General features: G+C 60.1%; 24 protein-coding genes. 12 read left to right on the forward strand and 12 right to left on the reverse strand.

What is annotated here, in order from left to right; translation table 11 throughout:
- The first annotated feature begins 161 nt into the window (after positions 1–161).
- The gene (locus ACP3TE_RS02055; RefSeq protein ID WP_400342814.1) at positions 162–1,022 is read left to right on the forward strand and encodes a prephenate dehydratase; all 861 of its coding nucleotides are present in this window, start codon (positions 162–164) and stop codon (positions 1,020–1,022) included.
- A 516-nt stretch (positions 1,023–1,538) separates the two neighbouring features.
- Complete coding sequence (locus ACP3TE_RS02060) at positions 1,539–2,933, forward strand: NAD(P)-binding domain-containing protein (protein WP_426735071.1); 1,395 nt, start codon at positions 1,539–1,541, stop codon at positions 2,931–2,933.
- Positions 2,934–3,017: 84 nt separating this feature from the next.
- Here ACP3TE_RS02060 and ACP3TE_RS02065 read toward each other — a convergent pair whose 3' ends face one another.
- Positions 3,018–3,692: a response regulator gene (locus ACP3TE_RS02065; protein WP_102598037.1), complete on the reverse strand. Its 675-nt coding sequence runs from the start codon at positions 3,690–3,692 to the stop codon at positions 3,018–3,020.
- A gap of 10 nt (positions 3,693–3,702) precedes the next feature.
- Entirely contained in the window at positions 3,703–5,313 is a 1,611-nt protein-coding gene (locus ACP3TE_RS02070; protein WP_426736173.1) for a sensor histidine kinase, read from the reverse strand.
- Between the two features lie 229 nt (positions 5,314–5,542).
- On the opposite strand from ACP3TE_RS02070, the gene ACP3TE_RS02075 reads away from it, so the two are divergent.
- Genes ACP3TE_RS02075 through ACP3TE_RS02090 form a run of 4 tightly spaced genes read left to right on the forward strand, consistent with a single transcriptional unit; the run spans position 5,543 to position 9,062 of the window.
- Positions 5,543–6,556 (forward strand): Bug family tripartite tricarboxylate transporter substrate binding protein, encoded by a 1,014-nt coding sequence (locus ACP3TE_RS02075; protein WP_105661846.1) that lies wholly within the window; start codon positions 5,543–5,545, stop codon positions 6,554–6,556.
- Positions 6,553–7,056 (forward strand): tripartite tricarboxylate transporter TctB family protein, encoded by a 504-nt coding sequence (locus ACP3TE_RS02080; RefSeq protein ID WP_426735074.1) that lies wholly within the window; start codon positions 6,553–6,555, stop codon positions 7,054–7,056. Before ACP3TE_RS02075 ends, ACP3TE_RS02080 begins: the two co-directional genes overlap by 4 nt.
- A gap of 21 nt (positions 7,057–7,077) precedes the next feature.
- Positions 7,078–8,664 (forward strand): tripartite tricarboxylate transporter permease, encoded by a 1,587-nt coding sequence (locus tag ACP3TE_RS02085; RefSeq protein WP_426736175.1) that lies wholly within the window; start codon positions 7,078–7,080, stop codon positions 8,662–8,664.
- Positions 8,661–9,062 (forward strand): universal stress protein, encoded by a 402-nt coding sequence (locus tag ACP3TE_RS02090; RefSeq protein WP_105658224.1) that lies wholly within the window; start codon positions 8,661–8,663, stop codon positions 9,060–9,062. Before ACP3TE_RS02085 ends, ACP3TE_RS02090 begins: the two co-directional genes overlap by 4 nt.
- A 69-nt stretch (positions 9,063–9,131) precedes the next feature.
- Here ACP3TE_RS02090 and ACP3TE_RS02095 read toward each other — a convergent pair whose 3' ends face one another.
- Positions 9,132–9,530: a DUF4282 domain-containing protein gene (locus tag ACP3TE_RS02095; protein ID WP_105661845.1), complete on the reverse strand. Its 399-nt coding sequence runs from the start codon at positions 9,528–9,530 to the stop codon at positions 9,132–9,134.
- A 179-nt stretch (positions 9,531–9,709) separates the two neighbouring features.
- Between ACP3TE_RS02095 and ACP3TE_RS02100 the strand changes: the two genes are divergently transcribed.
- Positions 9,710–10,726, forward strand: a complete 1,017-nt coding sequence (locus ACP3TE_RS02100; protein ID WP_402741688.1) for a S66 family peptidase — start codon at positions 9,710–9,712, stop codon at positions 10,724–10,726.
- An 89-nt stretch (positions 10,727–10,815) separates the two neighbouring features.
- Here ACP3TE_RS02100 and ACP3TE_RS02105 read toward each other — a convergent pair whose 3' ends face one another.
- The 3 genes from ACP3TE_RS02105 to ACP3TE_RS02115 form a co-directional block, all read right to left on the reverse strand.
- Positions 10,816–11,913, reverse strand: coding sequence for a pyridoxal-phosphate-dependent aminotransferase family protein (locus ACP3TE_RS02105; RefSeq protein WP_332730822.1), 1,098 nt, complete (start codon positions 11,911–11,913; stop codon positions 10,816–10,818).
- A 109-nt stretch (positions 11,914–12,022) separates the two neighbouring features.
- Positions 12,023–12,730 (reverse strand): phosphonatase-like hydrolase, encoded by a 708-nt coding sequence (locus ACP3TE_RS02110; RefSeq protein WP_426735077.1) that lies wholly within the window; start codon positions 12,728–12,730, stop codon positions 12,023–12,025.
- A gap of 13 nt (positions 12,731–12,743) precedes the next feature.
- Positions 12,744–13,502, reverse strand: coding sequence for a GntR family transcriptional regulator (locus ACP3TE_RS02115; RefSeq protein WP_105661922.1), 759 nt, complete (start codon positions 13,500–13,502; stop codon positions 12,744–12,746).
- Positions 13,503–13,670: 168 nt separating this feature from the next.
- On the opposite strand from ACP3TE_RS02115, the gene ACP3TE_RS02120 reads away from it, so the two are divergent.
- The 4 genes from ACP3TE_RS02120 to phnE are packed head-to-tail and all read left to right on the forward strand — an operon-like array spanning position 13,671 to position 17,471.
- Positions 13,671–14,870, forward strand: a complete 1,200-nt coding sequence (locus ACP3TE_RS02120; protein ID WP_426735079.1) for a TIGR03364 family FAD-dependent oxidoreductase — start codon at positions 13,671–13,673, stop codon at positions 14,868–14,870.
- A gap of 29 nt (positions 14,871–14,899) precedes the next feature.
- Positions 14,900–15,820, forward strand: coding sequence for a phosphate/phosphite/phosphonate ABC transporter substrate-binding protein (locus ACP3TE_RS02125; protein WP_105658230.1), 921 nt, complete (start codon positions 14,900–14,902; stop codon positions 15,818–15,820).
- Positions 15,821–15,822: 2 nt separating this feature from the next.
- A complete protein-coding gene (locus tag ACP3TE_RS02130) occupies positions 15,823–16,599 on the forward strand; it encodes a phosphonate ABC transporter ATP-binding protein (RefSeq protein WP_426735081.1) in 777 nt (258 codons plus the stop codon).
- On the forward strand, positions 16,596–17,471 hold the full coding sequence (gene phnE, locus ACP3TE_RS02135; protein WP_286134288.1) for a phosphonate ABC transporter, permease protein PhnE: 876 nt from the start codon (positions 16,596–16,598) through the stop codon (positions 17,469–17,471). The genes ACP3TE_RS02130 and phnE overlap by 4 nt, the downstream gene beginning before the upstream one ends.
- 206 nt (positions 17,472–17,677) lie before the next feature.
- On the opposite strand, the gene ACP3TE_RS02140 is transcribed toward phnE, so the two are convergent.
- Together ACP3TE_RS02140 and ACP3TE_RS02145 are read right to left on the reverse strand one after the other, a co-directional pair.
- Positions 17,678–18,898, reverse strand: coding sequence for an MFS transporter (locus ACP3TE_RS02140; protein ID WP_426735084.1), 1,221 nt, complete (start codon positions 18,896–18,898; stop codon positions 17,678–17,680).
- Positions 18,899–18,994: 96 nt separating this feature from the next.
- The gene (locus ACP3TE_RS02145; protein ID WP_426735085.1) at positions 18,995–20,665 is read right to left on the reverse strand and encodes an amidohydrolase; all 1,671 of its coding nucleotides are present in this window, start codon (positions 20,663–20,665) and stop codon (positions 18,995–18,997) included.
- Positions 20,666–20,969: 304 nt separating this feature from the next.
- On the opposite strand from ACP3TE_RS02145, the gene ACP3TE_RS02150 reads away from it, so the two are divergent.
- On the forward strand, positions 20,970–21,701 hold the full coding sequence (locus ACP3TE_RS02150) for a type 1 glutamine amidotransferase domain-containing protein (RefSeq protein WP_133832988.1): 732 nt from the start codon (positions 20,970–20,972) through the stop codon (positions 21,699–21,701).
- 199 nt (positions 21,702–21,900) lie between these two features.
- Here ACP3TE_RS02150 and ACP3TE_RS02155 read toward each other — a convergent pair whose 3' ends face one another.
- The 4 genes from ACP3TE_RS02155 to ACP3TE_RS02170 all read right to left on the reverse strand — a co-directional run bounded on the left by ACP3TE_RS02155 (position 21,901) and on the right by ACP3TE_RS02170 (position 26,081).
- Positions 21,901–22,458: a hypothetical protein gene (locus ACP3TE_RS02155; RefSeq protein ID WP_105658233.1), complete on the reverse strand. Its 558-nt coding sequence runs from the start codon at positions 22,456–22,458 to the stop codon at positions 21,901–21,903.
- 577 nt (positions 22,459–23,035) lie between these two features.
- The gene (locus tag ACP3TE_RS02160) at positions 23,036–24,364 is read right to left on the reverse strand and encodes an LLM class flavin-dependent oxidoreductase (protein ID WP_426735088.1); all 1,329 of its coding nucleotides are present in this window, start codon (positions 24,362–24,364) and stop codon (positions 23,036–23,038) included.
- Between the two features lie 29 nt (positions 24,365–24,393).
- Positions 24,394–25,236: an ABC transporter permease gene (locus tag ACP3TE_RS02165; RefSeq protein WP_426735089.1), complete on the reverse strand. Its 843-nt coding sequence runs from the start codon at positions 25,234–25,236 to the stop codon at positions 24,394–24,396.
- Positions 25,233–26,081: an ABC transporter ATP-binding protein gene (locus tag ACP3TE_RS02170; protein ID WP_105658237.1), complete on the reverse strand. Its 849-nt coding sequence runs from the start codon at positions 26,079–26,081 to the stop codon at positions 25,233–25,235. The genes ACP3TE_RS02165 and ACP3TE_RS02170 overlap by 4 nt, the downstream gene beginning before the upstream one ends.
- Positions 26,082–26,084: the final 3 nt, after the last annotated feature.

Raw genomic sequence — 26,084 nt, forward strand, 5'->3', positions numbered from 1 at the left:
CGATCCGCATACCTTGCCGTAATTCATCAGCACTCCAAGCTCCGTTCGGCAAGGGGCGCAAGCATCGTCAGGTGTCGCGCCCTCGACGTCCAGAAGCCCCGTCCCCGCAACCTTGACACAAGTTCTTCATCAGGAAAGGGGCACTGGGTTATGTTGATTCAATGCGCAACAAGATTTCCTATCAGGGCGAAGCCGGTTCCAATTCCAATATGGCTTGCACAGAACTTTTTCCCGATATGGAAGCCGTGCCCTGCGCCAGCTTCGAGGATGCTTTCGCCCTGGTTGAAAACGGCGAAGCTGAGTTGGCCATGATCCCCATCGAGAATTCGCTGGCCGGACGCGTTGCCGATATCCACGTCCTGCTGCCCGAATCGCAGCTGCAGATCGTGGCCGAGCACTACCTGCGAATCCGATTCGATCTGCTGGGGCTGCCAGGCAGCACCATTTCGGGCGCTACTGAAGTGCACAGCCACATCCATGCGCTGGGCCAGTGCCGCAAGATCATTCGCGAGCATCAGCTCACTCCGATCATTGCTGGGGATACCGCAGGTTCCGCGCGCGAGGTGCGCGATTGGAATGATCCCACCAAGCTGTCCTTGGCGCCACCTCTGGCAGCAGAACTCTATGGCTTGGAAGCGCTGGCTACAGGGGTGGAGGATGACCAGACCAATACAACTCGTTTCGTTGTACTTGCACGCCGGCAGGATCTCCCGAGTCGCTCCACCATGCCAGAATCCGTGATCACCACATTGGTCTTCCAGGCTCGCAACGTTCCTAGTGCGCTGTACAAGGCCCTGGGCGGTTTCGCTACCAACGGCGTGAACCTCACCCGCTTGGAAAGCTACATGGTGGGTTCCGGCTTCGCGGCCACAACTTTCATGGTTGATATCGAAGGACACCCCGACGATCTTCCGGTACGCCGAGCCCTGGAGGAGCTGGACTTCTTCACCTGGGAAATCAAGATCCTCGGCTCCTATCCGGCCAGCGAGCACCGACAGAATACTGTAGCGTCCTTCGTTTGATCCCTGGAGCTAATTCCTCCGGACAGGTCCCGGCACCGCGACGAAGCTACTGGACCCTTCAGCCCTGCCACAGCTCCCCTTTCAACGACATGATTACGCGCGGTTTTCAACGTTGCGCCCCTGTATTTTCAGACTCTCGCAAAAGTTCCAGCACCCGCATTCCGCTGTGCAGCTGATCCGGGTTCCATCGGGGCTGCACCACAGCGTTCCCTTCTGCTCTGTACCAACTCCTGACCACCCTCTTTGGCATTCGATTGCACGCTATTCTTCCGGCTGACTCATTCCGAAAATACCCACTGACCTCTGCATTCAAGATCCATATAATTGACGGCTGGTAGAATGGGGATTTATAGCCTGTGCCTATGGAAGGTTTGCATATAGAAATCTGCACCTCCCGTCCGCACGGCTAGAGAACTGGTTTAGAGCACATTTGTTGTAACGCGCGGCCAAATATCCCGGATTCCGGTACTGCGGCCTGCGCGAGATTTTCAAGGCTTACAGGCCGGAGAGGAACGCTTGACTCAACGCGTCGCAATCATTGGAGCAGGACCCAGCGGCATCGCCCAGCTGCGGGCTTTCAATTCTGCCAAGAAAACAGGGCAAGATATCCCAGAAATCGTCTGCTTCGAAAAGCAGGATGATTGGGGAGGCCAGTGGAACTACAACTGGCGCTCCGGGATCGACAAATACGGCGAACCAGTGCACTCGAGCATGTACCGCAATCTCTGGTCCAATGGCCCGAAGGAAGCCCTGGAATTCGCCGAGTACACCTTCGATGAGCATTTCGGCGGGCCGATTTCGTCTTATCCGCCACGAGCCGTGCTCTGGGATTACATCAATGGCCGCGCAGAGAAATCCGATATAAAGAAGTACGTGCGCTTTGCCACCGTGGTCCGCTGGGTAGATTACAACGAAAGCACCGAGCTCTTCACCGTCACCACCGAAGATCTGAAAACCGGCAAGACTGCGTCCAGCGACTTCACCCATGTCGTGGTCGGAACCGGCCACTTCAGTTTCCCTAACGTTCCTGAATTCGCAGGAATAGGCACTTTCCCCGGCGAGCTCATGCATGCCCACGATTTCCGTGGAGCCGAGCGCTTCGCCGGCAAGGACATCCTGCTCATCGGCGCCAGCTACTCTGCCGAGGACATCGGCGTCCAGTCCTTCAAGATGGGTGCGCGCTCGGTCACCTACAGCTACCGCACCGCACCGATGGGCTTCGACTGGCCCCAGGGCATTGAGGAGCTTCCGCTCATCGATCGCTTCGAAGGGTCCACGGCCCATTTCAGCAATGGCGTGTCACGCAAGTTCGATGCGGTAATCCTGTGCACCGGCTACCTCCACCATTACCCGTTCTTGCCCTCCGGGTTGGCTCTGGACTCGCCGAACAACGTCTATCCGGATACCTTGTACCGCGGTGTCGCATCCGAGAACAACAACAAGCTGTATTACCTGGGCGCCCAGGACCAGTGGTTCACCTTCAACATGTTCGATGCCCAAGCATGGTACGTCCGTGATCTGATTACCGGGAAGGCTTCGATCCCCGCAGCGGGCGACCAGCGGACCAGCATCGATGCGTGGTTGAAGCGTTTTAATGCCATTGAAACCGCTGAAGACGAAGTGAAGTTCCAGGCCGACTACATTCGCGATCTCATCGAGCAGACCGATTACCCCATGTTCGATCTGGATGAGGTCACCCGTACCTTCATGGCGTGGAAGAACGACAAGAAGAAAAACATCATGACCTACCGGGACAAGGTTTATCCTTCGGTCATGACCGGTACCATGGCAGCCACGCACCATACGCCGTGGCTCAGCGAATTGGACGATAGCCTGGAACGCTACATGGCTCCCGTTCCGTCCGAAAGCGTGGAAGACTTGGCCGCCACTGAAAAGGCCACGTCAAAGTAGCGCTGAGCAGAACCGCGCACTGTGGCTGCGTGCTTTTGGACGCAGCCACAGTGCTTCCTGATCTGCAAAACCCAAGTTCCGGGGCTAGCCCCTCCATGAGTAGCGGCGCTCGGGCCTGCCGACTCCCCCGTAGCGCAGGTTCACCTGAGCCAGGTTTTCCTCTGCCAGGTATTCCAGATACCGGCGAGCGCTCACCCGGGACGTGCCCAGCTTCTGCGCGGTTTCGGTGGCCGAGATGGGTTCGGCGGCTTCCTTGACGATGCTCTCAACCAGTTCCATGGTTTCGGCGCTGCAGCCTTTGGGAAGAGGCCGGCGCTTTTGTCCGCCGAGCCCGAAGAGCATGTTCACATCGGCCTGCTGCAATTCCTGGTCCGCTGCTTCGCCCAGCGGCTGGTAGGCCTTCGCGTAGTGCTCCAGCCGTTCGCGCAGGTCATCCCGCGAGAAGGGCTTCATCAGATAGTGGACGATGCCGCCACGAAGCGCGCGGCGCACGGTATCCATTTCCCGCGCCGCGCTGATCACCAGGACATCGAGCTCCGGCTGGACTTCGCGCAGGCGCTGCAAGAGGTCCAGGCCGTTCATGTCCGGCAAATGGATATCGAGCAAGATGAGATCCGGCGAGAGCGCGCCGGCGGCCTTGATCGCGTCACCGGCGGAGTGCGCAACGCCGACCACGGTGAACCCCGGTTCGCTGTTGACGAATCCAGCGTGCACCTTGGCGACCATGAAGTCATCGTCGATCACCAGTACTTTGATCACTTCTTGCTTCCTACTTCCTGAGCGTGGCGGTAAACCGGGCACCTTGTGCATTGGCCGCGGCCAGCTCTCCACCGCGGCGGCGGCAAACCAGGCGGCTGATGGCAAGGCCGAAGCCCCTGCCGCCGGAAACCGCGCTGTCCTTGGTGGAGAAACCTTGGGTGAAGATCTCGTCCATGGCATCTTCCGCGATGCCTTCTCCATTGTCCCTCACGGTGATTCGCACCAGCTCGCTGGTTTCCTCGATCCCGACCTGGATTTCCGGATTGGCAGCCGCAGCGGCCGCATCCATCGCGTTATCGACGAGATTGCCGATCACGGTGGTCAGATCCCGCGCCAGCTGGTCCTCGCACCTGCCCAAGGTTGAGCTAGGCGCCATCTTCAGGTGCACCCCTCGCTCGGCGGCCACGCTGGACTTGGCAATCAGCAACGCGGCAATCGTGGGTTCGGCGATGCACGCGGAGACGTCCTCGAAGATCTTGCTCCGGCTGAAGCTCACGCCATCGATGAAGCCCACGACCTCGTCGTATTCCCCGAGCTGGATCAACCCGGAAATTGCGTGCAGCTGGTTGGCGAATTCGTGGGTCTGCGCCCTGAGCATGTCGGCGGTGGCCTTGCTGTCCCCAAGTTCTTGTTCCAGCAGGGTCAGTTCGGTCTTGTCGCGGAAGGTGGTGACCGATCCCAAATCCCGCCTGGCGGTCTTGACCGGCATCCGGTTGAAGACCAATACCCGCTCGCCGACAAGGAATTGCCGGTCGGGCAGCTCTTGGCTGGTGGTCAGTGCATGGCGCACCTGCGGAACAACATCCAATTCGTCCAGGGTCTTGCCCACGCAGTGGCTGGGCAGCTGGAGCAGCTCGATGGCGACATCATTGGCCAGCATCACCCGGCTATCCGGCGACACCGAGATGATTCCCTCTTTGACTCCGTGCAGCAGGGCTTCGCGATGCTCGAAAAGCTCTGCAATTTCCCGCGGTTCAAGCCCACGGGTCTGGTGCTTGACCCGGCGGGCCAGCAAGACTGAGCCGGCGGTGCCCAGCAGCAGGGAAATGACCAGGGTGAACAAGGCGTTGGGAGCGATCTCCTGGATCATCTCGCCGGTGCTGGGATAGCTTTGGCCGGCGCTGACGATGCCGACCATCTTCCCTTCGTCGTCCAGCACCGGAACCTGCGCAATCAAGACGTGGTTGCCATTGCGCCAGATTTCCCCGGTCCATCCGCGGCCTTCGGTGACGGCGGATTCAGGGTGCAGTATCGAGGTTCCGACTTCATCCGGGTAGCTGGAGGTGACGACCGTTCCCCGGGGATCGGCAATGGTCACGAATTGGAGACCCGAGGTGCTGCGCACCGATTCGCCCATGGCAGGCAACGCCGAACCCATTTCCGGCTCCGCCTCGGGCAGGAGCACGCGCAGCAGGGGGTTCGCAGCCAGCGATTCGGCGGCCGAGAGGCTGCGGCGCCCCTCGATTTTTTCGAAGTTATTGGTGGCCTGGGTCAGCGATACCGTGATGACCCCGGCCAGCACCACCGCGATAATGAGCAATTGCAGTATCAGGTACTGCCCTGCAAGGGTCAGCTTGCGGCGCGTGTACAGATTAGCGAGCCAGAAACGCACGGCACCCATTGCCTCGCCCCCAATATTCCAGAAATCCACGTTGCACCCGGCAGGTCCTTGCTGGCACCTGCATCCGGGCACTGTGCTACCTTACCGAAGATTCGAATGGTTCAGATCACAATTTCCGGTTACACAATGAACAGTATTTTCTTTGAGTACGCAAGAGTGACCCGGCTCACGATGGCACGTAAGTTGGTATCACTCGCAACCCCGATGAAAGCAAAGAGGCTGAATCCCCATGAAACCCTTCAAGTCGTTCCGTGCGCTGAGCGCGCTGGCAGCTGCCGCTGCACTGGCCCTGACCGCCACTGGCTGCGGCGTGACATCAGAGTCTTCCAGCACTGACGCCGCAGAGTCCAAGGGCCCCATCGCGAACCTCCGCATCATGGTGCCAAACACCCCAGGCGGCGGCTACGACACCACTGCCCGTGTTGCCGCCAAGGTCATGGATGACGCATCGCTGGCCAGCAACCCGGAAGTCTTCAACCTTGCCGGTGCCGGCGGCACCGTCGGCTTGGCCCGCATTGTCAATGAGAAGGGCAATGGCGATCTGGCCATGCTCATGGGCCTGGGCGTGGTGGGTGCAAGCTACACCAACGAAACGGACTCCAAGCTGACCGATACCACCCCGATTGCCAAGCTCATCGAAGAGCCCGGAGCGATCATGGTTTCCAAGGATTCTCCGTACAAGAGCATTGACGACTTGGTCAAGGCCTGGAAGGACGACCCAAGCAAGCTCTCGGTCGGCGGCGGCTCCTCCCCTGGCGGCCCGGACCATCTGCTGCCAATGCAGCTAGCCGAAGCCGTGGGCATTGATCCCAAGGACGTGAACTTCGTATCGTACGATGGCGGCGGCGACTTGCTGCCGGCCATCCTGGGCAACAAGCTGGCCTTCGCTGCCTCCGGTGCCGGCGAGTACATGCAGCAGATCGAAGAGGGCTCTGTTCGCGTACTGGCCACCAGCGGCGAAGAGCGCCTGGAAGGCGTAGATGCCCCGACCCTGAAGGAATCGGATATCGATCTGGTGTTCTCCAACTGGCGCGGCCTGGTGGCTCCACCTGAGATTTCCGAAGAGGACAAGGCCAAGTGGGTCAATTTGGTCACCGAAATGCATGATTCGGCCGAGTGGAAGGAAGCCCTGGCGACCAACGGCTGGAGCGACGCCTTCATGACCGGTGACGAATTCTCCGCCTTCCTCACCGACCAGGACGAGCGCGTTGCCAGCGTCCTGAAGACCCTGGGCCTGGCGTGAGCGAAGTAGGCACCGCAAAGAAGAAACGCGTCGAACTCCTGTTCGCCGCGTTTCTTCTTATCGTCGGAATCATCGTGTTTGTTGACGCGTCGCAGCTTCATGTGACGTACTCCCAGGCAGACGTTGTAGGTCCCAAGGCCCTGCCTTACGTCGTCTCGGGCATTCTCGTTCTTTCGTCCATTGCCTTGGCCATCACCGTCATGCGTGGCAACCTTGCAGCGGGCGAAGAAGGCGAAGACGTGGACCTGAGCCAACCTTCGGATTGGAAGGTCCTGCTCCCGCTGATCGGCATCTTCGTGCTGAACCTGCTGATCGTGAATTGGGCTGGCTGGGTCATCTCGGGAACCATCATGTTCTTCGGCGCGGCCACCTGCCTGGGTGCGCGGCGCTGGGTATTGACCTTGGTTATTTCGCTTGCCTTGGCGCTTGGTTCGTTCTACGGCTTCTATCTGGGTCTGGGCATCAAGCTTCCGGCCGGAATCCTCTCGGGGGTGCTCTAATTGGAAACTCTGGATTTATTGATGGGCGGCTTCGCCTCGGCGCTGACCCCGATTAACCTGCTCTTCGCTTTCGCCGGTGTCATCCTGGGAACCGCTGTAGGAGTGCTCCCGGGCATCGGCCCGGCCATGGCTGTGGCACTGCTGCTGCCATTGACCTTCGGCATGGAAACTTCCAGCGCACTGATCATGTTCGCCGGCATCTACTACGGCGGGATGTATGGCGGGTCAACCACCTCGATCCTGCTCAATACCCCGGGTGAATCGGCAACAGTCATCACGGCCATCGAAGGCCACAAGATGGCCAAGGCCGGCCGTGCGGCACAGGCCTTGGCCACCGCGGCCATTGGATCCTTCGTTGCAGGAACCATCGGTACCGCGCTGCTGGTGACCGTCGCCCCGATCGTCGTGAAGTTCGCGGTGAGCCTTGGCGCACCGAGCTACTTCGCCATCATGGTCCTCGCTTTGGTAACTGTCACCGCAGTCTTGGGCTCTTCCAAGATCCGCGGGTTCGCTTCCCTGGGCTTGGGCTTGGCCATTGGCTTGGTCGGCATGGACCCGGTCTCCGGGCAGCAGCGACTGACTTTCGGCTTCGCGCCCCTGGTGGACGGCATGGACATCGTGGTGGTCGCCGTGGCGATCTTCGCCATTGGCGAGGCGCTGTGGATTGCCGCGCACTTGCGCACCAGCCCGGCCCGCACCATTCCGGTGGGTGCCCCGTGGATGGGCAAGGAAGATTGGAAGCGTTCGTGGAAGCCCTGGCTTCGCGGTACCGCCTTTGGGTTCCCCTTCGGCGCGCTGCCTGCCGGCGGTGCCGAAGTTCCGACCTTCCTGTCCTACGTCACGGAAAAGAAGCTGTCCAAGCATCCTGAGGAGTTCGGCCACGGCGCCATTGAGGGCGTTGCCGGCCCGGAGGCCGCGAACAATGCCTCTGCCGCTGGCACCCTGACTCCAATGCTCGCCTTGGGCTTGCCCACCAATGCCACCGCTGCGGTGATGCTGGCGTTCTTGACCATGAAGGGCATCCAGCCCGGTCCGCTGCTCTTCGAGAATGAACCAGACCTGGTGTGGGCCCTGATTGCCAGCTTGTTCATTGGCAACACGTTGCTGCTGCTGATCAACCTGCCGTTAGCGCCGCTGTGGGCGAAGCTGCTGAAGATCCCGCGCCCCTACCTGTACGCAGGGATCTTGTTCTTCGCAACGCTGGGCGCCTTCTCCGTGAACATGCAGGTAGCTGATCTCTGGCTGCTGCTGCTGATCGGTTTGCTGGGCTTTGCCTTGCGCCGCTTCGGCCTGCCAGTGCTTCCGCTGATCCTTGGTGTCATCATCGGCCCCATGGCCGAAGAACAGCTGCGCAAGACCTTCCAGCTTTCTGCTGGTGAAGTCTCAGGTCTCTGGAGCGAGCCGCTGGCCGTGGGCATCTACGTGCTCATCGCCGTCCTGCTCCTGCTGCCAGTGCTGATCTCCGTTATTCGGCGCAAACGCGGGACAGCGTCTGCCGCCGCCGAGGCCCTGCTGGGCGACGATGCAGCTGGCGGCCCCGAGCCGGAACAGGCGAAGCCTGGCCACGGAAATGAGAACAGCAAGGCTGCTGAAAGGAATGAATCATGACGATCGTAGTGGGCTATATTCCCTCGCCAGAAGGCGAAGCCGCCTTGGAACGAGCCATTCTCGAAGCCAGGCGCAGCGAGGTGCGATTGATCGTAGTGAACTCTTCGAAGGGCGATCAGCTCGTTGACGACAGGCTCATTGACGCGAAGCAGTACCACGAGCTGGAAGCCCGCCTTTCTGATGCCGGCATCGATTTCTGGATTGAGCGCCACACCCAGGGTGCCGATGCGGCAGACCAGATCCTGCATATAGCCCAGGCCCAACGAGCCGAGCTGATCGTGATCGGCCTGCGCAAGCGGACGGCAATGGGCAAGTTCCTCATGGGGAGCAACGCGCAAAGGATTCTGCTCCAGGCCTCCTGCCCGGTGCTGTCGCTCAAAGCGTCCAGCGACTGGTAGTCCCGCACGCTGTTCGCACAACAACGGCCGATGGCCCGCACCACTGGTGCGGGCCATCGGCCGTTGGACTTACTTCTGGTAAGGGTTGGCTGGCGGAGTGCCGCCGCCATTGGCGGTTGGATCCTGCGGCTGCTGGGGAGCAGGAGGATTACCCGGGTGCGGGCGGTAGCCGCCTTCTGCCGGCGGGATGCCACCGGCCAGACGAACGAGTTCAGTGGTGTTCTCCGCAGTGCGGATCTGTGCCAGCAAGGATTCGAGTCCTGCACGGACCAGTACCAAATAGACTAGGGACACCAAAGGACCCACGATCAGGAGCATGAGGAAGCCGAGCATTGCATCAGCCATGAACCCGGAAATCACGATTCCGAGGTAGCCGATCGCCAACAGGACCATGATCAGGATGTAAACGATCTTGATGATCGATGGCGTGATGAATTGTTTGAATTCCAAGTCGAAGAGGGACTTCACCTTATTTGCTTCTTTCTTTAGAGAAATTGCGCTGTCCCGCCCACGTTATCGAATTTCGCAGTATTCTCCCAGTAGCTGGAGCGGAATATCTTCATTTGTTGCGAAAATTTCGCCAACTAGTCGCCTGCGACTGCGTGCGGGTTATTATCCCCTGCCAAGCCAGACCCTAGACTGATTGCATGACAAGCCATGAGAAGCCGACCATCGTCCCAGCCCGATTGCAATCCGGAGACACCATCAGGGCCATTGCGCCATCGTGCTCCCGCGCCTTCGTGATGGAATTCGACAATACGAAGTGGATCACTGAACGCTTCGAGGCCATGGGGCTCAAGCAGGAATTCGGAGATCACGTAGACGAGAACGATGACTTCGACAGCTCGCCGATCCCGTCGCGCGTGGCCGATCTGCACGCCGCATTTGCCGATCCTTCTGTCGCCGGAATCATCTCGGTCATTGGCGGCTTCAATTCAAACGAGCTGCTCCCCTACCTCGATTGGGATCTTATTGCCGCCAATCCCAAGGTCTTCTGCGGCTATTCGGATTTCACCGCGCTGGCAAACGCCGTGCATGCCAAGACCGGCCTCGTTACCTATGTCGGCGCGCATTGGTCCAGCTTCGGCATGCGTGATCATTTTGAACCAACCGGACAGTGGTTCCGGACCGCAACCCACGAGCACGCGTGGACCATCGAGCACGCCAGCGAATTCACCGACGATTTGTGGTTCATGGATCAAGACAACAGGTCCGTCCAGGCATCCGGCGGACCGTGGATCCTGAATCAAGGAGCGGCCACGGGCACGGTGATTGGAGGGAATCTGGGCACGCTACATTTGTTGCAGGGCGGCGAATTCATGCCATCCTTGCACGGGGCGATGCTCTTCATCGAGGAAGACTCCTCCGAAGACATCCACGAAATCGCCCGGAAGCTCGCCTCTTTCCTGCAGTCCCCTAGCGCCGCTGGCCTGACCGGGCTGGCCATTGGGCGTTTCCAGCGGCAATCCGGCATCACCCGTAGCCTGCTGGAGCAAGTCATCGCAAAGCACCCGATCCTGCAGCGCATCCCGGTTGTGGCCAACCTCGATTTCGGCCACACTTCCCCGATGTTCACCTTGCCGATTGGCGGCTACGCCAGGCTTTCGACCGGTGACGATTCGGTGCAGCTGCACTTTGCGCATTCACAAGACCAGCTGGGCTAGCCCAAGGGCCACGGCAAAAAGCGGGACCATTCCATCTCCTGGTTGGCCCCGCCATGCTTTGCGCTCAGTAGGCCACGGCCCTCACGGGCTTAGGCCTTGTCGATCGCTTCCTTCAGCGCAGCCAGCAGCAGCGCCACCGAACCCGGATTAGCGTTGGGGCCCATCATGCCGACGCGCCATACGGTGCTCGCGTACTTGCCGACACCGCCGCCGATTTCAATATTGAAGCGGTCGAGCAGGTATCCACGGACCTTCGCCGAATCAACGCCTTCAGGAACGTAGACCGTCGTCAGCTGCGGCAGGCGGTACCCCTCCTGGGCGAATAGCTCCAGGCCCATTTCCTGCAAGCCATCTTGCAGCAAGCCTCCCGCTTCCTGATGGCGGGCGGTGACCGCGTCCAGGCCCTCAGCCAGGATGCGGTCGATGCCGGCTTCCAGCGATGCGACCATCGAGACCGGTGCGGTGTGGTGGTAGGTGCGTTGGCCCCCGGTGGAACCTGTGGCGTAGCCGCCGAGCAAGCCTAGATCCAGATACCAGGATTGGGGCTTCTGGACGCGGCGCTCGAAAGCACGGTCTGAAATGGTAAATGGTGCCAATCCCGGAGCCACGCCGAGGCATTTCTGCGTGCCGGCATAGCCAACGTCAATCCCCCATTCATCAGCCAGCACCGGCATGCCGCCAATGGAGGTCACTGCATCGGTGATCAGCAGTGCATCGCCCTTGATTGCGCCCAGCGCGGCTATATCGGAAACAACTCCGGTACTGGTTTCAGCATGCACGCCGGCAATGACGGTTGGGTTCGGGTGCGCCGCGGCAACGCGTTCGGCATCGATCGGCGTGCCGTATTCATGCTCGACGCGGACTACTTCAGCGCCAGCGCGCGCAGCAACTTCGCACATGCGCTCGCCGAATAAGCCGTTGATCGCGATGACCGCTACGTCGCCTGGGTTGATGGTGTTGACGAACGCGGCTTCCATGCCAGCTGAGCCCGTGGCGCTCAAAGGCAAGGTACGGGAGTTTCCGGTTCCCCAGAGAGTACGCAAACCATCAGCAACGCGATCCATGCGTGCAATGAACTCCGGATCCAGATGGCCCAGCAGCGGAAGGCCGAGCGCTGCCGTTGCCTCGGGATACGGGTTGCATGGACCCGGTCCGAACAGGTGGCGCTGAAGAACAGTCTTGCTCATGACGACTCTCTTTCATCTCAATGGGATGTTCCAACTAGAGCTCAGCATATCCCGCATCCCAATCCGAAACGAAACATATCTTCCGCATTGCAAAATTACTCGGGTCGAACTACACGGCCGCGGGCTCGATCGCCTCGAGATAATCCGGCAGCTCCGCCACGGATTCGAGGATGGCGGCATGCGGGAACCGGTCCAGCTCTTCGCGGCCCAGCTTCCCGGTCAGCACACCGATCCCATGCACTCCCGCGTGATGCGCGGCCAGCAGGTCGTTGGCGGTGTCGCCTGCGGCAACAACCTTGGCTACATCGCGAATTCCCGTCAGCTCCATCGCTCGATGAATCATGTACGGCGCAGGGCGTCCCGCTGCTGCTTCATCGCCGGCAACCACTGCGTCGAGAAGTTCGCCAGGACCGACCTTCCACTCCAAGCCATCGAGGATGATATCGGCAACATCGCGCGAGAACCCCGTTGTCAATGCGATCTTCTTGCCGCTGGCAGACAAGCGTTCCAGCGCTTGCACGACACCTGGCAATGCGACGGGCGGATTCTCCTGGTAATACCCCAGCAGCAAATGGCGGAAACGGTCAAACTGCACCTGCACCTGTTCATCGCTGGCAGTACCGCCGCCAAGTTCAATCAGCGCTTTGATCGCTTCCTTCTTCTCGGCGCCCATCCAATGCTGCAGATCCTCCTCCTTGACCTCAACACCGAATTCGCACACCGCATTCTCCAGAGCCCGGTACACATCGGCATGTTCGTCAATGGTCGTTCCAGCCATATCGCAGGCAATGAGTTCAAACATGTCTTCTCGTTTCATCGTGTTTTCCTGTTCAGACAGCAATGCTTCGCACACGGCTCAATGAGGCGCGATGCTCGCTGGTGTTTTCAATGGTGAAGTTGGCCAGATCCGGCAAATACCGATCATCGGAGTACTCAAGTTTCTGCCCCGATTTGGCGGAAGTCACGCGCCGTTCGCGCAGGAGCGGGGCGCCGAGCCGGACACCCAGCAGCTGCGCGTCCAGTTCATCGGCCGCCACCGCGTCGATGGTGTGCTTGCCTCGGTAGAGGTCTACGCCTTGCTCCCGCAGGTACTCGAAAATCGAACCGTCATCCGCATCGAATTCGAAGAGCAGCCGACCGACTTCTTGGGTAAAGCTAGTCCGCTCCAGCATCGCCGGGCTCCCATCGAGCAAGCGCAGGCGCAGGATCTGCACCACCTTGGCACCTTCTTCGAGTTCGAGCTGCTCGGCCACGAGGGCATCGGCCGGGCGCTGCGCCAATTCCCGCGTTTCCTGTCCAGCCTCCAATCCGATGGAGCGCGCCCAATCAGTAAAGGACATGAAGGTGGTAAACGATTGGGATTGCACCTGTTGCGCCACGATTGGCGGCTTGCCTTGTCCCCCCGCAATGAGGCCCTCCGAACGCAACTGGGCGAGCGCATGCCGGACCGTGCCACGCGAGGCATTGGCGCGGGCACAGAGTTCTGCCTCGCTGGGCAGGACATCTCCTTCGTGCCATGTGCCAGCCGCTATTTCCTGCCGCAACCAGGTGGTGAGGGCTTGGTACTTGGGTTGCTTCTTGTTCTCCATCACCTCTTGATCATACAAGTGGTTTTATTGTGAAATCAGCGAATCACAAGACATTCCAGTGAACTGAAAGTGAATAGACGGACCCCATTCTGAACTCTAGGCAAACTTGTTCAAACAAGTGCCATTTCGGGTTGAATCCGCTCATCCCGGGCATGGATGATCACTGTCGTGAGCAACGAAAAAAATTTCCCACAGACCCGGCCAGTCGCCAACCACGCAGATGTGCTGGTGATCGGCGCCGGCATTGTCGGCCTGGCCCATGCCGCTCGAGCCCTGGACGCCGGCCTCTCGGTAATCGTCATTGAACGTGACCATGAGGCCATCGGCGCATCGGTCCGCAACTTCGGCCACTGCTGCATCACCGCGCAGTCCGGCGAACTCTACGACCTGGCGCAGTCAGGACGTCCCTTGTGGCTTGACTACGCTGAACGCGCTGGCTTCTGGGCCGTTGAATCGGGAGCTGTCGTGGTGGCCTCGACAGAAACGGAATTGCAGGTCCTGCGCGAACTGTCCGCACGCCGCGAAACCGGGCAGGTCGAGATGCTCAACGCGCAGGACATCGCAGAACAGCTCGGACGCGAAAGCACCGAAGGATTCCTCGGCGGCGCGTTCCTGCGTGATGACCTGCGCGTCGACCCGCGCACCACGGTGGCCAAGCTGGCCCAGTGGGTCAACGCCCATGTTGCTGGCAGCGTCCAGTTCAGCACCAGCGCCTTGGGATTCGGTGCCGGCCGGCATCGCCGGGCCAGCGTGCAAACTAATCGCGGCGCCTTCGAAGCCGACCAGGTTTTCGTTTGCGTCGGCCACGACGTGGACTACCTCTTCCCGCAGATCGCGCAGGAGCACCAGATCACCCGGTGCGCGCTGCAGATGCTCCGCGCAGAAGCTTCCGAAGACCTGGAATTGAAGCCGGCCGTCCTCACCGCCACCTCCATGCTGCGCTACGAGGCCTTCACCGAAGTGCCAGCAGCCAAGGCCCTGCAGGCTGAAGTTCTCGCCGAGCACCCGGAGCTGCTGGATATCCAGGCGAATGTCATGTTCACCCAAAGGCCCGACGGCACCCTGCTCATGGGAGATTCGCACAGCTACGCCGCAACCCAAGCTCCCTTCCTCAAGGAAGCGACCTCGCAAACATTGCTCTCGGCCATCGGGGGCTACATGAGTGGCACCGAGCTGAAAGTCATTGAACGCTGGCAAGGAATCTATGCCTCCAGCGCTATCGGCCCCTTGCTCATCCGCAATGCCGCCGACGCCATTACCATCGTCTCCGTGACCGCCGGAGTCGGAATGACCCTGTCCTTCGGCCTGGCCGACAAGAACATCAAAAACCTCGCCAAGCCGGCCATGGCTTCGTCGATCACCGCCTAGCTTAGCTACACCACGCATTGGAGCAAACCATGAAGATCTCTCAGGCATTTAAATTCTCTGCCGTCTCGCTGGGCCTGCTGGCCCTCACCGCTTGCGGGTCCGCCCAGGCGGATGAGCAGGCCGACTCCGCTGCCCCCGCGTTCTGCGCCGATGGGCCCATCAATTTCGGCATCGAGCCCTACGAAGCACCAGCCAAGCTCGAACCGGCGTACGGCGTGCTCGCCGACGCATTGGAGCGCGAGCTCGGATGCGAAGTCGAGGTCCAAGTTGTCGAGGACTACGCCGCAGAGGTACTGGCAATGCGCAATGGAAAACTGGATCTTGGCCAGTTCGGTCCCGTGGGATACGTGTTCGCCAGCCAGCAGGCCGGCGCTGAACCGCTCGTGTCCTTCGGGACCGCCCAAGGCGAGCTCAGCACCTACACCGGTGGCATCTGGGTTGCGAAGGATTCAGAAATCAAGACCCTCGAAGACCTGCGCGGAAAGGACTTCGCACTTGGCGGCGTGGGCTCAACCTCCGGAGATGTCCTGCCGCGCTACGCGCTGAAGACTGCCGGCATTGCCGAGTCCGAAGTCAACTTGAACTACGCAGGAGGGCATCCTGAATCACTGCTGGCCTTGGCCAACGGAACTGTCGACGCCGCCCAGCTCAACTCGCAGACCCAGGCGGTTGCCGAAGAAGAAGGTACCTTCAACCCGGAAGACTACCGCCAGATCTGGACCTCGGAACCCATCCCGAATGACCCGATCACCATCAGCGCCGATGCCGACCCGGAATTGAAGAAAGCCGTTAAGCACGCGCTGCTGAACCTGCCGGAGGAAGATATCGCCCAGGTAGGAGCTTTCCTGGATGTGACCCCTCCGGGCCCATTGCTGGAAGTCACCAAGGAAACCTACGGCCCGCTGTTCGACCTGGCTTCCGAAATGGGCCTCACCGAGGACGATATCTAACCATGGACACCACGCAATTGGCCCGTCCGGCCCTCTCGGTGAAGTCCCTGGCCAAGTCCTTCAACCAGCGCCGCGTGCTTGATGATGTCGATTTCACCGTCAACCGCGGCGAGCTCGTGGCCTTTCTGGGTGCCAACGGCTCCGGAAAATCCACCACCCTCAAGTGCGTCGCGGGATTGGCCACGCCGGATTCGGGAAGCATCGAATTGGATGGCATCCACCTGGCCGATCTCCATGGCCGCGATCTAGCCCGTGCGCGATCCCGGGCAGCCATGGTGTTCCAGAAGATCCATCTGGTGCCCCGCCGCACAGCACTGGACAATGTCTGCGCAGGCGCCCTGGCCCGTGTCACCGGCTTGGCCTCATTCTCCCCCGCTTTCTTCTCCCGCGAACTGCGGGAAGAAGCAATGGCCTGCCTGGACCGGGTTGGCATGGCCGACCGCGCCCTGGACAAGGTCGGGCGCCTTTCTGGCGGACAGCAGCAGCGCGTAGCCGTCGCCAGGGCCCTGTGCCAGCGCGCGTCGGTGCTGCTTGCCGATGAGCCGGTTTCTGCTCTGGACCCGCATGCCGCCGAGAACATCATGGAATTGCTCGCTACCTTGGCGCACGACGAAAACCTTGCAGTCGCCGCGGTTCTGCACCAGCCAGAGCTTGCACAACGCTACGCAGACCGGGCGATCGGGTTGCTGCATGGACGTATCGCCTTCAACGGTCCGGTCCAGAATCTCGGCGACGACTTCTTGGACGTTCTCTACTCTCCCGAGAGGATTGCAGCATGAGCCTCCATACCCGGACTCGCATCAAGGAGCAGGCAGTGGAAAGCACTTCGCAAATGATCGCTGGAAAATCCGCCCCAGCACTGCCCAGGGACCCGCACAAGGCCGCCCGGCGTACCCTTTGGATTACCGCAGTTGCAGTGATTGCCGTCCTTCACCTTCTGGCCATCGCGGGAACTGATTTTGATCCGGCGTTGCTCGTGGATGGCTGGCGCGGGATGGCACGATTCATCAGCGACGCATTTCCGCCGGATCTGAGCTGGGACAAAGTCATACTTCCTGGCTTGGAGGCAACGCTGGTCACCTTGTGGATCGGCTTGCTGGGCACGACCTTCTCCATTCCTACGGCCTTGGTGCTCGCTGTGCTCGCATGCCGCACCACGACGCCGCATCCGCTGGCCTACCAAGCAGCACGCAGCATCTTGTCCTTCTTCCGCGCGGTACCGGATATCGTCTTTGCGCTCATCTTCGTCACCGCCGTGGGCTTGGGTCCCTTCGCAGGTGTGCTGGCGCTGATCTGCCACAACACGGGAGTGATGGGAAAGCTCTGGGCCGAGTCCCTGGAAGAAACCGATCAGGGCCCGCAGGAAGCGCTGTCCACCACCGGCGCATCACGGGTTCAGCAGCTTACCCATGGCGCACTGCCGCTGGTGATCCCGCAGTTCGTTGGCTTGCTCTTGTACCGCTTCGACGTCAACGTCCGTTCGTCACTGGTCCTGGGCCTGGTCGGTGCTGGCGGCATCGGCTTGCTCATCAACCAGGCGATCAAGTCGTTCCAGTTCGATACGATGCTTACGCACATCATCATCGTGCTGATTCTGATCATCGTCGTTGACCAAGCGTCCGGATTCATCCGCCGCAAGCTGGCAGTCTAGCGCCTCGCCAGTCGGAAAAGCGCGCCTGGGCCCCAGCGGGTGTCCGTGAACCTTACAGGATCGAGGACACCGGCTGGGGCTTCATGGCGCTCTGGGCGAATCGTTGTGGTCCCTGAAGATGCCTCGGCACCTTTACCAGCGGCGCAGGTCCTGGAAAGTCGTTGTTTTCCACTGGTTGGCATGTGCCGGTGGTGGACCGTGCACTGCTATTCAGGAATTCCCATTGGAGCGACGCGCTGGGGCAGGCCGTGCTGATTGCGGCCCTGGACGAGAACCACGCAGGTCATGGACAGCAGCACTCCGACACTGCAGGCGACGAGACGCACCCCAAAGCCGCTGGCAGCCTCGATGAGCATGCCGCCCAGAACTGGTCCAAGCGCGAACCCGGTGCCGATCATCAAGTTCGTGGAATTCATCAGGTGGCCGCTGGAGTCCAGGTCGGAGACCGTGGACAGCAAGTAGGGCAGGATGAAGGTCCAGGAGAATTTGAAGATGATCGCCGCGGCCGCGAACTGCACGGCTCCGCTCAACCCGAACAGCAAGCCGATGGACAGCAGCATCGCCAGATAACCGAGAATGAGGAACAGCGGGCGGCGCGGATGGTCGCCCAGGAATGTGGCCAGCAAGGAGGAAGCAATTCCCGGGACTGTCGCAACAGCGAGAATCAGGCTCGTCGTACCCAAATTGATCTGCGCGGCCGCCGCGAATTGCCCCATGAACGACCACACCCCGCTCAACGCTACGTAGAAAAGCATTACCGCCGCCAGGGCCAGAAACGCCTTGGATCTCGGGGCCGGCCGGTGCCCGTAGTTGGCACTATCGGCAGCCGGGTCAGCGGCGCTTCCCAACAGCACGTTGCCATCGATGCGGTGCGCAACCGCCATGCAGCACAGGGCTAGCCCAGCCATGGTCCAGTAGATCGCAGACACCGCGGAATCCGCGAAGAGCACCGGGAAGAGCGCCAGAATCACGGCGCCCATGACCAGCTGGGCCGCAACGAATAACCCATAGGCCCGTCCTGGGTTCGCGCTCCTGCCGCTCAAGCTCAGGATCACCACGGTGATCGAGCCAGCAGCCAGGGACGTCACAATGCGGCACACCGCCAAGAGCGCGTAGTTGTCCGCAAAGCCCGAAACCACATTTCCGGCCACGGCAACCAGCGTGAAGACACGAGTTGCCGTCACGAGGTTGACGCGCTTGAGCCACAGATAGGCGGGGATAGTCGCCAAGCTGAAGGCCCCGAGCTCCATGGACAGCAGCCCGCCTACTTGGGTGGCCGTCAGGCCGAATTGCGCCACCAGCTTGGAGGCGATCACCGGTGCGGTCAGCAGCACCATGTACAGCACCGCGCTGTAGGCACCGATGTAGATGTAGGTTCCGCGGTCGCCGCCTGTTTTTGTGCGCGCGCCAGCCAGTATCGAGTCCATGGCTTTCCTTCGAGACAGCGGCGAGTTGCCGCGGGTAAATAATGGATGCTCCGGCCGATACCCTGGCCGGCTGAGAACAACGTGCTGGGCAGGCGATTAGCGCACCGGCACGCTCGAGGATCCGAGTCGGTCGTAGACCTTTTGCCCGTTGAACCAGGTCTGCTGTGCAGTGATCTGCGGCAGCTCTTCGAGTTGCACCTCAAACGGGTCTGCCGAGAGCATGATGAAGTCAGCGGACTTACCGATTTCCAGCGACCCGGTCAGGTCATCCAGTCCCATCGCTTTGGCGCAATTGATCGTGTAGATGCGCAAGGCATCCGCCAAGGTCACGGCTTCTTCCTCCCAGAGCGTTCCGGGGAAAGCTCCGGTAGGATCCTTGCGGGTGACCAGACCGTAGATTCCCTCCCAGGCGTTCGGGGAAACGCTCACCGGCCAGTCCGAGCCGCCGGCAACTAGCGCCCCGGTGGCCAGCAAGGTCTTGTTCGGGTGCATCTTGGATGCCCGGTCGGCGGGAAGGACGAGTTTCATGGCTTCGGTAATCACCCCGGGGAACCACAATGACGGCGAGATATCGGCGGTGACTCCCAGTTCTGCAAAGCGCGGCAGGTCATCCGGGTGAATGAACTGGCCGTGGGCGATATGGTATTTCGGCTCGCCCAGACCTGCCTCGCGCACCTTCTGGACTGTGTCCAGGACCAGGCGCACCGAAGCATCGCCGGTGCAGTGGATCTTCGCGGAAATGCCCCGCCGCGCCGTGCTCATCAGCCAGTCCGCGAGTTCTTCTGGAGGCATTGTGGTGTTGCCGCAATGGCATTCAGGGAATCCCGCACCCTCCAGATACGGTTCGATGAAGGCTCCGGTCCCTGCCGGCGGAACGCCATCAAGGAAGATCTTGATGAAATCCGGGCGGTGATGAGTTGACCTGGTTTGCTCGCGCTCGGCAATGATCCCCTCGCCCAGCGGATGGGTCCCGAAAATGAAGTCATTGGCCTGCATGCTGGAAACCACCCAGGCGTGCAGATTCCCGGATTCATCGAGTTCTTTCAGGGCCTGCATGAGTTGCAAGGAGGCGGCAGCATCCTGGAAACCGGTGATGCCGTAAGAATGCAGTATTTCCATGCCCCGCGATGCCGCTTCGGCCAACTGCCAAGTCGGCGTGGGGCTCATTGATTCGCGGACCTGTTCGACAATGACCCCGCCGGCTTCCAGCAGCACGCCGGTGGCTCGGCCTTCGGCATCCCGCATGATTTCCCCGCCTTCGGGGTGAGGGGTCGCGCCGGTGATGCCCGCAAGCTCCAAGGCACGGCTGTTCACCCATCGGTTGTGCTTAGCATCATCCTTGAGCAAGGCCGGCCGGCCGCCGGTGGCCTGATCCAGCCGCGCCAGTGCCTGGGACGTATTGATCTCACTCAACAGGCCCGAACCCCAGCTGCCACCGATGACCCACTGGTCCGCAGCCAGCTTATCCGACCAGACCGCGACTGCCTCCAGGAACTCGTCCAGGTTGAGAGTTGGCGGAACGTTGAGCTCGAACAGGTCCATCTGCCCGGCAAGCATGTGATGATTGTGCACGTCCATCAGCCCGGGCATGATCGTGGCCCCGTCCAGATCGATAATTTCCATTTCCGGCCCACGCAGCGCCAGCGCATCCTCTCCGAGCGCGACAATCTTTCCTGCGCGGACGGCCATCGCATTGACTATGCGTTCATGCGGATCCAGCGTATGGATGGTGCCGTTGACCAAGAGAAGGCTAGGGGCGGTGTTCACGAGTGCAATCCTTTCGAAAGATACCAATCCGGGATGGCTCTCCAAGGTTCAAGAAGTGATGCACGGCATATCCCGGCCGGTGCATTCATTCTCGCAAAGTCCGCCCCAAGGACGTTGGCTTTAAGCGCATGCTTAGTTGGCAACGCACGCCAAACTCGCTCCGGGGCTAGAAACAGGAACCACGTCCCATTTGTTCTCCCTCCGGAGCACGATTCCGGAAAGCAAACTGGCAACTTGCGCATCGCCCTTGCGACAGCCTTCCTGTTGTACAAGGGTGGAAGGACGAATGCGAAAGGAGCACACCTTGAAGAAAATCCTCATGGTCCTGACCAGCGTTTCCGAAATCGGTAATGACAAGGAACCTACCGGATACAACGTCGCCGAGGCCGCACATCCATGGAAGGTGTTCCGGGATTCCGGGCACTTCGTCGACTTCGCTTCCATTAAAGGCGGACAACCCCCGCGCGACACAGTGGACCAGGACGACCCGGTCCAGGTCCAGTTCACCCAGGACGAAACGACCCGTGCCGGCTTGTACAACACCGCCAGGGTTGAAGTCGTCGACCCCGAACAGTACGACGCCGTGTACCTCGTGGGAGGCCACGGCACCATGTGGGACTTCCCCAATAATGAGGGCCTGCAAAAGCTGGTCGGCGCTATCTACAACAAGGGCGGCGTTGTCGGTGCAGTCTGCCACGGCCCGGCCGGTCTGCTCGATGTCGAGCTGCATCATGGTTTGAAACTCTTAAGTGGCAAAACCGTTGCAGCATTCACCAACGATGAAGAAGTGGCCGTAGGCAAGGACAAGATCATTCCGTTCTTCCTGGCCGACAAGCTCACCGAGCAAGGCGCCACGCATATCGCCGCCGATAACTTCGAAGAGAATGTACAAGTCTCCGAACGCCTGGTCACCGGACAGAACCCAGCTTCCGCCGCAGGTGTCGCCAAGGAAATGGAAAAGCTCTTGGCCGAAGTGATCCACCAGGAGAAGGCCGCTGAAGCCGCAGCCGCCGAGTCCGAGGCCGAGGCACAATGAGCTAAGCCGTAACCCAGCCCGAAATCTCATGAAAAACGCTTGGATCCGTGTAGCTTCGCGGATCCAAGCGTTTTCGACTTCTACTGGACTTTATATAACGCATTCCGTACTCCATACAACGCCATGCACCCCTTGCCGAAAGCGTGGCTGGTGATGCAAGCAGCTTGGAAAGCGTCTCGGATTGACCCGACAATACTCGTCAATCGATTGGGTCTGGTTCGCAACCTGGCCGTCCCTGCATCGCAAAAGCCTTCTCATACAGAGTGGCACTCTCATCCGGCCAGCCTGGATCTCGCGGAACGACACCGGTAGCAGCCCAGAGCGTCTCCCTTAGCCACTGTGCGAATCCAGCTACACGGAAGTTGCCTACAGCGCCTGCATCCCCTTCAGCATGCTCAAGCAAGACAATTGCTCGCCTCATCCCACCGAGCTCGTTCTGAATGACGTTCCACAGCTCTTCATCCTTAGTGAACACAACGTCGTAGCTGTCTTCATCTTCTTCGGGAGGCCATTCCATCATTTCGCGTTCAACCGGCAAAGACCGGGAAGCAAGGAGCTCTGGGTCGGAAATATCGTAGGCTGCAACTACACGTGCCGAGTCTACATATTCATCGATGAGGTTGCCGGCGAACCTGGAGTAGTCGAAGGTCTTGCCACCCAACGAGGTGAGAAGTGCTGCAGCTTCCGACACGCGTGGAGCAGCGCCAACCCCGTAGTGTGCACGAGCAGCCTGCAAGAGTTCTTGGTAGTCAGTCATAGTTCCCCAATTCAAGCACTATTGGTGCCGCCAACAGTAGCTGGCGGCACCAATGCTTCGTGCAAGTTCTTTCCCAGGTCGAGCTTCCGTAGAAGAGATGAATGTCAGGGGTCCGCTTGTTGGGGTGGAAGTGCCACATGTACCCTTCTTGCCTCCTCCACTGATTTCGGGTCCAACTGGCGCCTTGCCGTCCTTAGTAGCTGCAGCTAGGGATTTTGCTTTGTTCCTGGAAAGCGCCCAAACGCCGTTGCCCTTCTTGCCACGGGTGACAGCCTTGGTTTTGGCCAGGCCCTTGGCGCTGATGAAGCTCTTATTGCTCTTGCGCGTTGCCGGGTAGTAATCGCGCTACTTCGATTTGCACTTCACCAGCTGCTGCCCGTGGTGGGAGCCTTGTCGAATCAACTTCGTGCGGCTCCCCTCGCCAGTACTTTCCTTGCGGTTTCTCCATGCTGATCACCCAGGGCATTCCTGGAGGACGCAGCTGAACCAGCAACCGGTATCCGCCGGGGCCTGATCCCACCGGCAACCGAAGGACGAGAGCAATGGCTCTCGCCCTTCGGTACACGACTATCAGGCTCTAGAATGCCAAGCCCAGGCGATTATTTGCCGGTACTGGCAACCCGTAGTTTCCGCGAAGCGTACTCTGCTCGTATTCAGTACGGAAAAGCTTGCGCTGCTGCAAAATCGGGACTACCTGCTCCGTGAATACTTCGAGACCTGCCGGCAAGACCGGAGCCATGATATTAAATCCATCGGCCGCTCCGGCTTTGAACCAGTACTCGATCCGGTCCGCCAGCTGCTCCGGCGTACCCGAGAACGTCTGGTGTCCCCGGCCAGGACCTAGCTCCCGGATGATCTGGCGAACCGTGAGCTTCCTTCGGTAACCCAGATCCAAGATGAGATCCCTTCGGGAGGTGGATTTCTCCTTGGCCACGGTATTCTCCAGCTCGGCGGGAAGTTCTCGGTCCAGTTCAAGGATTGCCGGCTCCACATGCAACTGCTGGGCCAACGTATTCCTGGCGTATTCCGGCAGAATGAGCTCATCCAGGGAATCCGCCAATTCATTGGCTTCGGCTTCCGTGGAACCAAGGATGGGAACAATTCCTGGAAGGACTTTGACCGAATGCGCTGCTCGGCCGTTGCCTGCTGCCTTGTCTTTGATTTCCTGGTAGAAGTCCCTGGCAGACTCAAATGATTGGTGAGCGGTGAAAATGGCTTCAGCCCATCGCCCGGCGAATTCCTTGCCGGCGGCCGAAGCTCCCGCCTGGACGATCACCGGATGCCCCTGGGGCGACCGCGGGACATTGAGCGCTCCAGCAACCTGGAAGTGCTCCCCGATGTGTGCCGCGGAGTGTATCTTGCCCGGATCCGCCCAGATCCCGCTTCCCTTGTCAGCGACGACTGCATCCGGCTCCCAGGAGTCCCAGAGCTTCTTGACCACCTCCAGGAATTCCTCGGCGCGACGGTATCGTTGCGAGCTGTCCAATTGGGCGGATTGGGAGAAATTCCTCGCCGCTGCATCGCCTGCTGTGGTGACGACGTTCCAGCCCGCACGCCCATTGCTGATCACATCCAGGCTTGCAAAGCGGCGGGCAAGATTATAGGGGTCGTTGTAGCTGGTTGATGCGGTCGCTATCAGCCCAATGTGCCGGGTCAACGGGGCGATGGCAGAAAGCACTGTCACAGGGTCGAGGATTCCTGCAGGTCGTTGGGCGACCGGCCCTTGAAGCACTGGGCCGTCTGCGAAGAAGATCGCGTCGAGCTTCGCTTTCTCGGCCAGCTGCGCCAAACGGATGTAGTGGCCGATGTCCGTTCCGGCGAGGGGGTCGCTGAGCGGCAGGCGCCATGAGGATTCATGATGCCCGGTAGTCATCAAGAACGCGTTGAGAGTCAAAGTTCGTGTCATGGTTGTAGTCCCTTCGGTAGGAAGATTGTCTAGGCGCGAGCCCAGCGCGAGAAGTGGCGCCCCAGCGCTACAAGTGCTGCGTTGACCGTGAAGCCTAGGATGGCGACAGTGAGTATGGCTGCGTACATTTTCGGGATCAGGAAACTGGCTTGCGAATTGGTGATCAGGAGGCCCAGTCCAGCCTTGGCGCCGATCATTTCGGCGGCGATGAGCACCAGCACGGATGACGTTCCTGCCATCCGGACGCCGGTGAAGATGATGGGTACGGAGGCGGGCAAGACAACTTTCGCGAAGATCTCGTAGCTGGTGAGCCCCAAGGTTTTTGCCGCCCTGATCAGCAAGGGATCTACGCTGCGTGCTCCAAGGATGGTGTTGAGAAGCACCGGGAAGAACGCCGCGTAGACGACAATCGATACCTTGGATACTTCGCCAATACCGAGAAGGAGCGTGAAGACCGGAAGCAACGCCAAGGCCGCGGTATTTCGGAATACCTCCAGCAACGGGTTGAGGAAATCGCCGACTTTCGAGAACCACGCGACGACCAATCCGACTGGCACGCCGATGAGGACAGCGAGCGTGAATCCTACGGCCGCCCGGCCTAGGCTTGCCAGGATGTGCGTGCCCAGATCCCCTGAGGCAATCATCTTCCCCAGTGCCTGCAGGACTTCATGCAAGGGAGGAAGAAAGACCCGGGATGATGGTTCCAGGACGAATTGCGGGACAAGCTCCCACACCAGGAGAAAACCGATGATCGCACCCGAACGGTACAGCGTTGACCGCAGTCTTCCGGCCAAACGCAGGAAAGGAGAAGGCCGGTTTGACTCCCCGGTGGAGCCCTGCAGGCGCTGGTCCGGTACGGCTAAGGTGCTCATGCTGGTACTCCTGGAGAAACGAGCGACTTGTGGCTCACCGGCGATTTGCCGGCACTGGGAGCGGACTCGTGAAGCAGCGTCCAGATGCGATGGCGGTAATCGCTGAATTGGGGAGCCGAGCGGATGTCATCAACACTGTGGCGCCCGTCGAGTTCAATGTTGATGATCTCCTTGATTCGTCCGGGTTTGGAGGACATCACCGCTACCCGCTGCCCCAGGTACACGGCTTCTTCTATGCCGTGCGTAATGAAGACAATCGTGGTTCGGGTGCGACTCCAGATATCTAGCAGCAAGTCCTGGAGTTGTTCGCGTGTTTGGGCATCCAGGGCGGCGAACGGCTCATCCATCAGCAGCACCTTGGGTTCATGGGCCAAGGCACGGGCTATGGCCACGCGTTGACGCATGCCGCCGGATAGTTCGTGGGGGTACTTGTCTTCCACACCCTGCAGGCCAACGAGTCGCAGATATTCGTTAGCGCGGATCCGCCTTCCCGATTTGTCCAGTCCCCGACCGCGACGGGCCTGGCTCTCCAGCCCCACCTCGACATTGGCCACTGCCGTGAGCCATGGGAAGAGCGCGTATTGCTGGAAGACTACTGAACGTTCCAGGCTGGGACCGGAGACCGGCTCGCCATCAACGAGAACTTCGCCCGAAGTTGGCGCGGCCAACCCGGCCAAGATATCCAGAAGAGTGGATTTGCCGCATCCGCTGGGGCCGACAAGGGTGAAGAATTCTCCGTCCTGGATCCGGAGATCCAGTGATTCAATGGCCGTGACGGCAGTATCTTCACTTGATCCGGAGCGGAGGAATTTCTTGCCCAAGTTCTTGATCTCAATGGTAGACATGCG

The sequence above is a fragment of the Glutamicibacter sp. 2E12 genome, from assembly GCF_050030965.1.
Taxonomy (GTDB): Bacteria; Actinomycetota; Actinomycetes; order Actinomycetales; family Micrococcaceae; genus Glutamicibacter.

Coding starts and splice junctions, on each gene's coding strand:
- ACP3TE_RS02140 (WP_426735084.1), bottom strand. CDS start 18,898: ATGGACTCGATACTGGCTGGCGCGCGCACAAAAACAGGCGGCGACCGC.
- ACP3TE_RS02125 (WP_105658230.1), top strand. CDS start 14,900: ATGAAGATCTCTCAGGCATTTAAATTCTCTGCCGTCTCGCTGGGCCTG.
- ACP3TE_RS02070 (WP_426736173.1), bottom strand. CDS start 5,313: ATGGGTGCCGTGCGTTTCTGGCTCGCTAATCTGTACACGCGCCGCAAG.
- ACP3TE_RS02155 (WP_105658233.1), bottom strand. CDS start 22,458: ATGACTGACTACCAAGAACTCTTGCAGGCTGCTCGTGCACACTACGGG.
- ACP3TE_RS02115 (WP_105661922.1), bottom strand. CDS start 13,502: ATGGAGAACAAGAAGCAACCCAAGTACCAAGCCCTCACCACCTGGTTG.
- ACP3TE_RS02090 (WP_105658224.1), top strand. CDS start 8,661: ATGACGATCGTAGTGGGCTATATTCCCTCGCCAGAAGGCGAAGCCGCC.
- ACP3TE_RS02100 (WP_402741688.1), top strand. CDS start 9,710: ATGACAAGCCATGAGAAGCCGACCATCGTCCCAGCCCGATTGCAATCC.
- ACP3TE_RS02165 (WP_426735089.1), bottom strand. CDS start 25,236: ATGAGCACCTTAGCCGTACCGGACCAGCGCCTGCAGGGCTCCACCGGG.
- ACP3TE_RS02075 (WP_105661846.1), top strand. CDS start 5,543: ATGAAACCCTTCAAGTCGTTCCGTGCGCTGAGCGCGCTGGCAGCTGCC.
- ACP3TE_RS02105 (WP_332730822.1), bottom strand. CDS start 11,913: ATGAGCAAGACTGTTCTTCAGCGCCACCTGTTCGGACCGGGTCCATGC.
- ACP3TE_RS02130 (WP_426735081.1), top strand. CDS start 15,823: ATGGACACCACGCAATTGGCCCGTCCGGCCCTCTCGGTGAAGTCCCTG.
- ACP3TE_RS02110 (WP_426735077.1), bottom strand. CDS start 12,730: ATGAAACGAGAAGACATGTTTGAACTCATTGCCTGCGATATGGCTGGA.
- ACP3TE_RS02160 (WP_426735088.1), bottom strand. CDS start 24,364: ATGACACGAACTTTGACTCTCAACGCGTTCTTGATGACTACCGGGCAT.
- ACP3TE_RS02170 (WP_105658237.1), bottom strand. CDS start 26,081: ATGTCTACCATTGAGATCAAGAACTTGGGCAAGAAATTCCTCCGCTCC.
- phnE (WP_286134288.1), top strand. CDS start 16,596: ATGAGCCTCCATACCCGGACTCGCATCAAGGAGCAGGCAGTGGAAAGC.
- ACP3TE_RS02055 (WP_400342814.1), top strand. CDS start 162: ATGCGCAACAAGATTTCCTATCAGGGCGAAGCCGGTTCCAATTCCAAT.
- ACP3TE_RS02085 (WP_426736175.1), top strand. CDS start 7,078: ATGGGCGGCTTCGCCTCGGCGCTGACCCCGATTAACCTGCTCTTCGCT.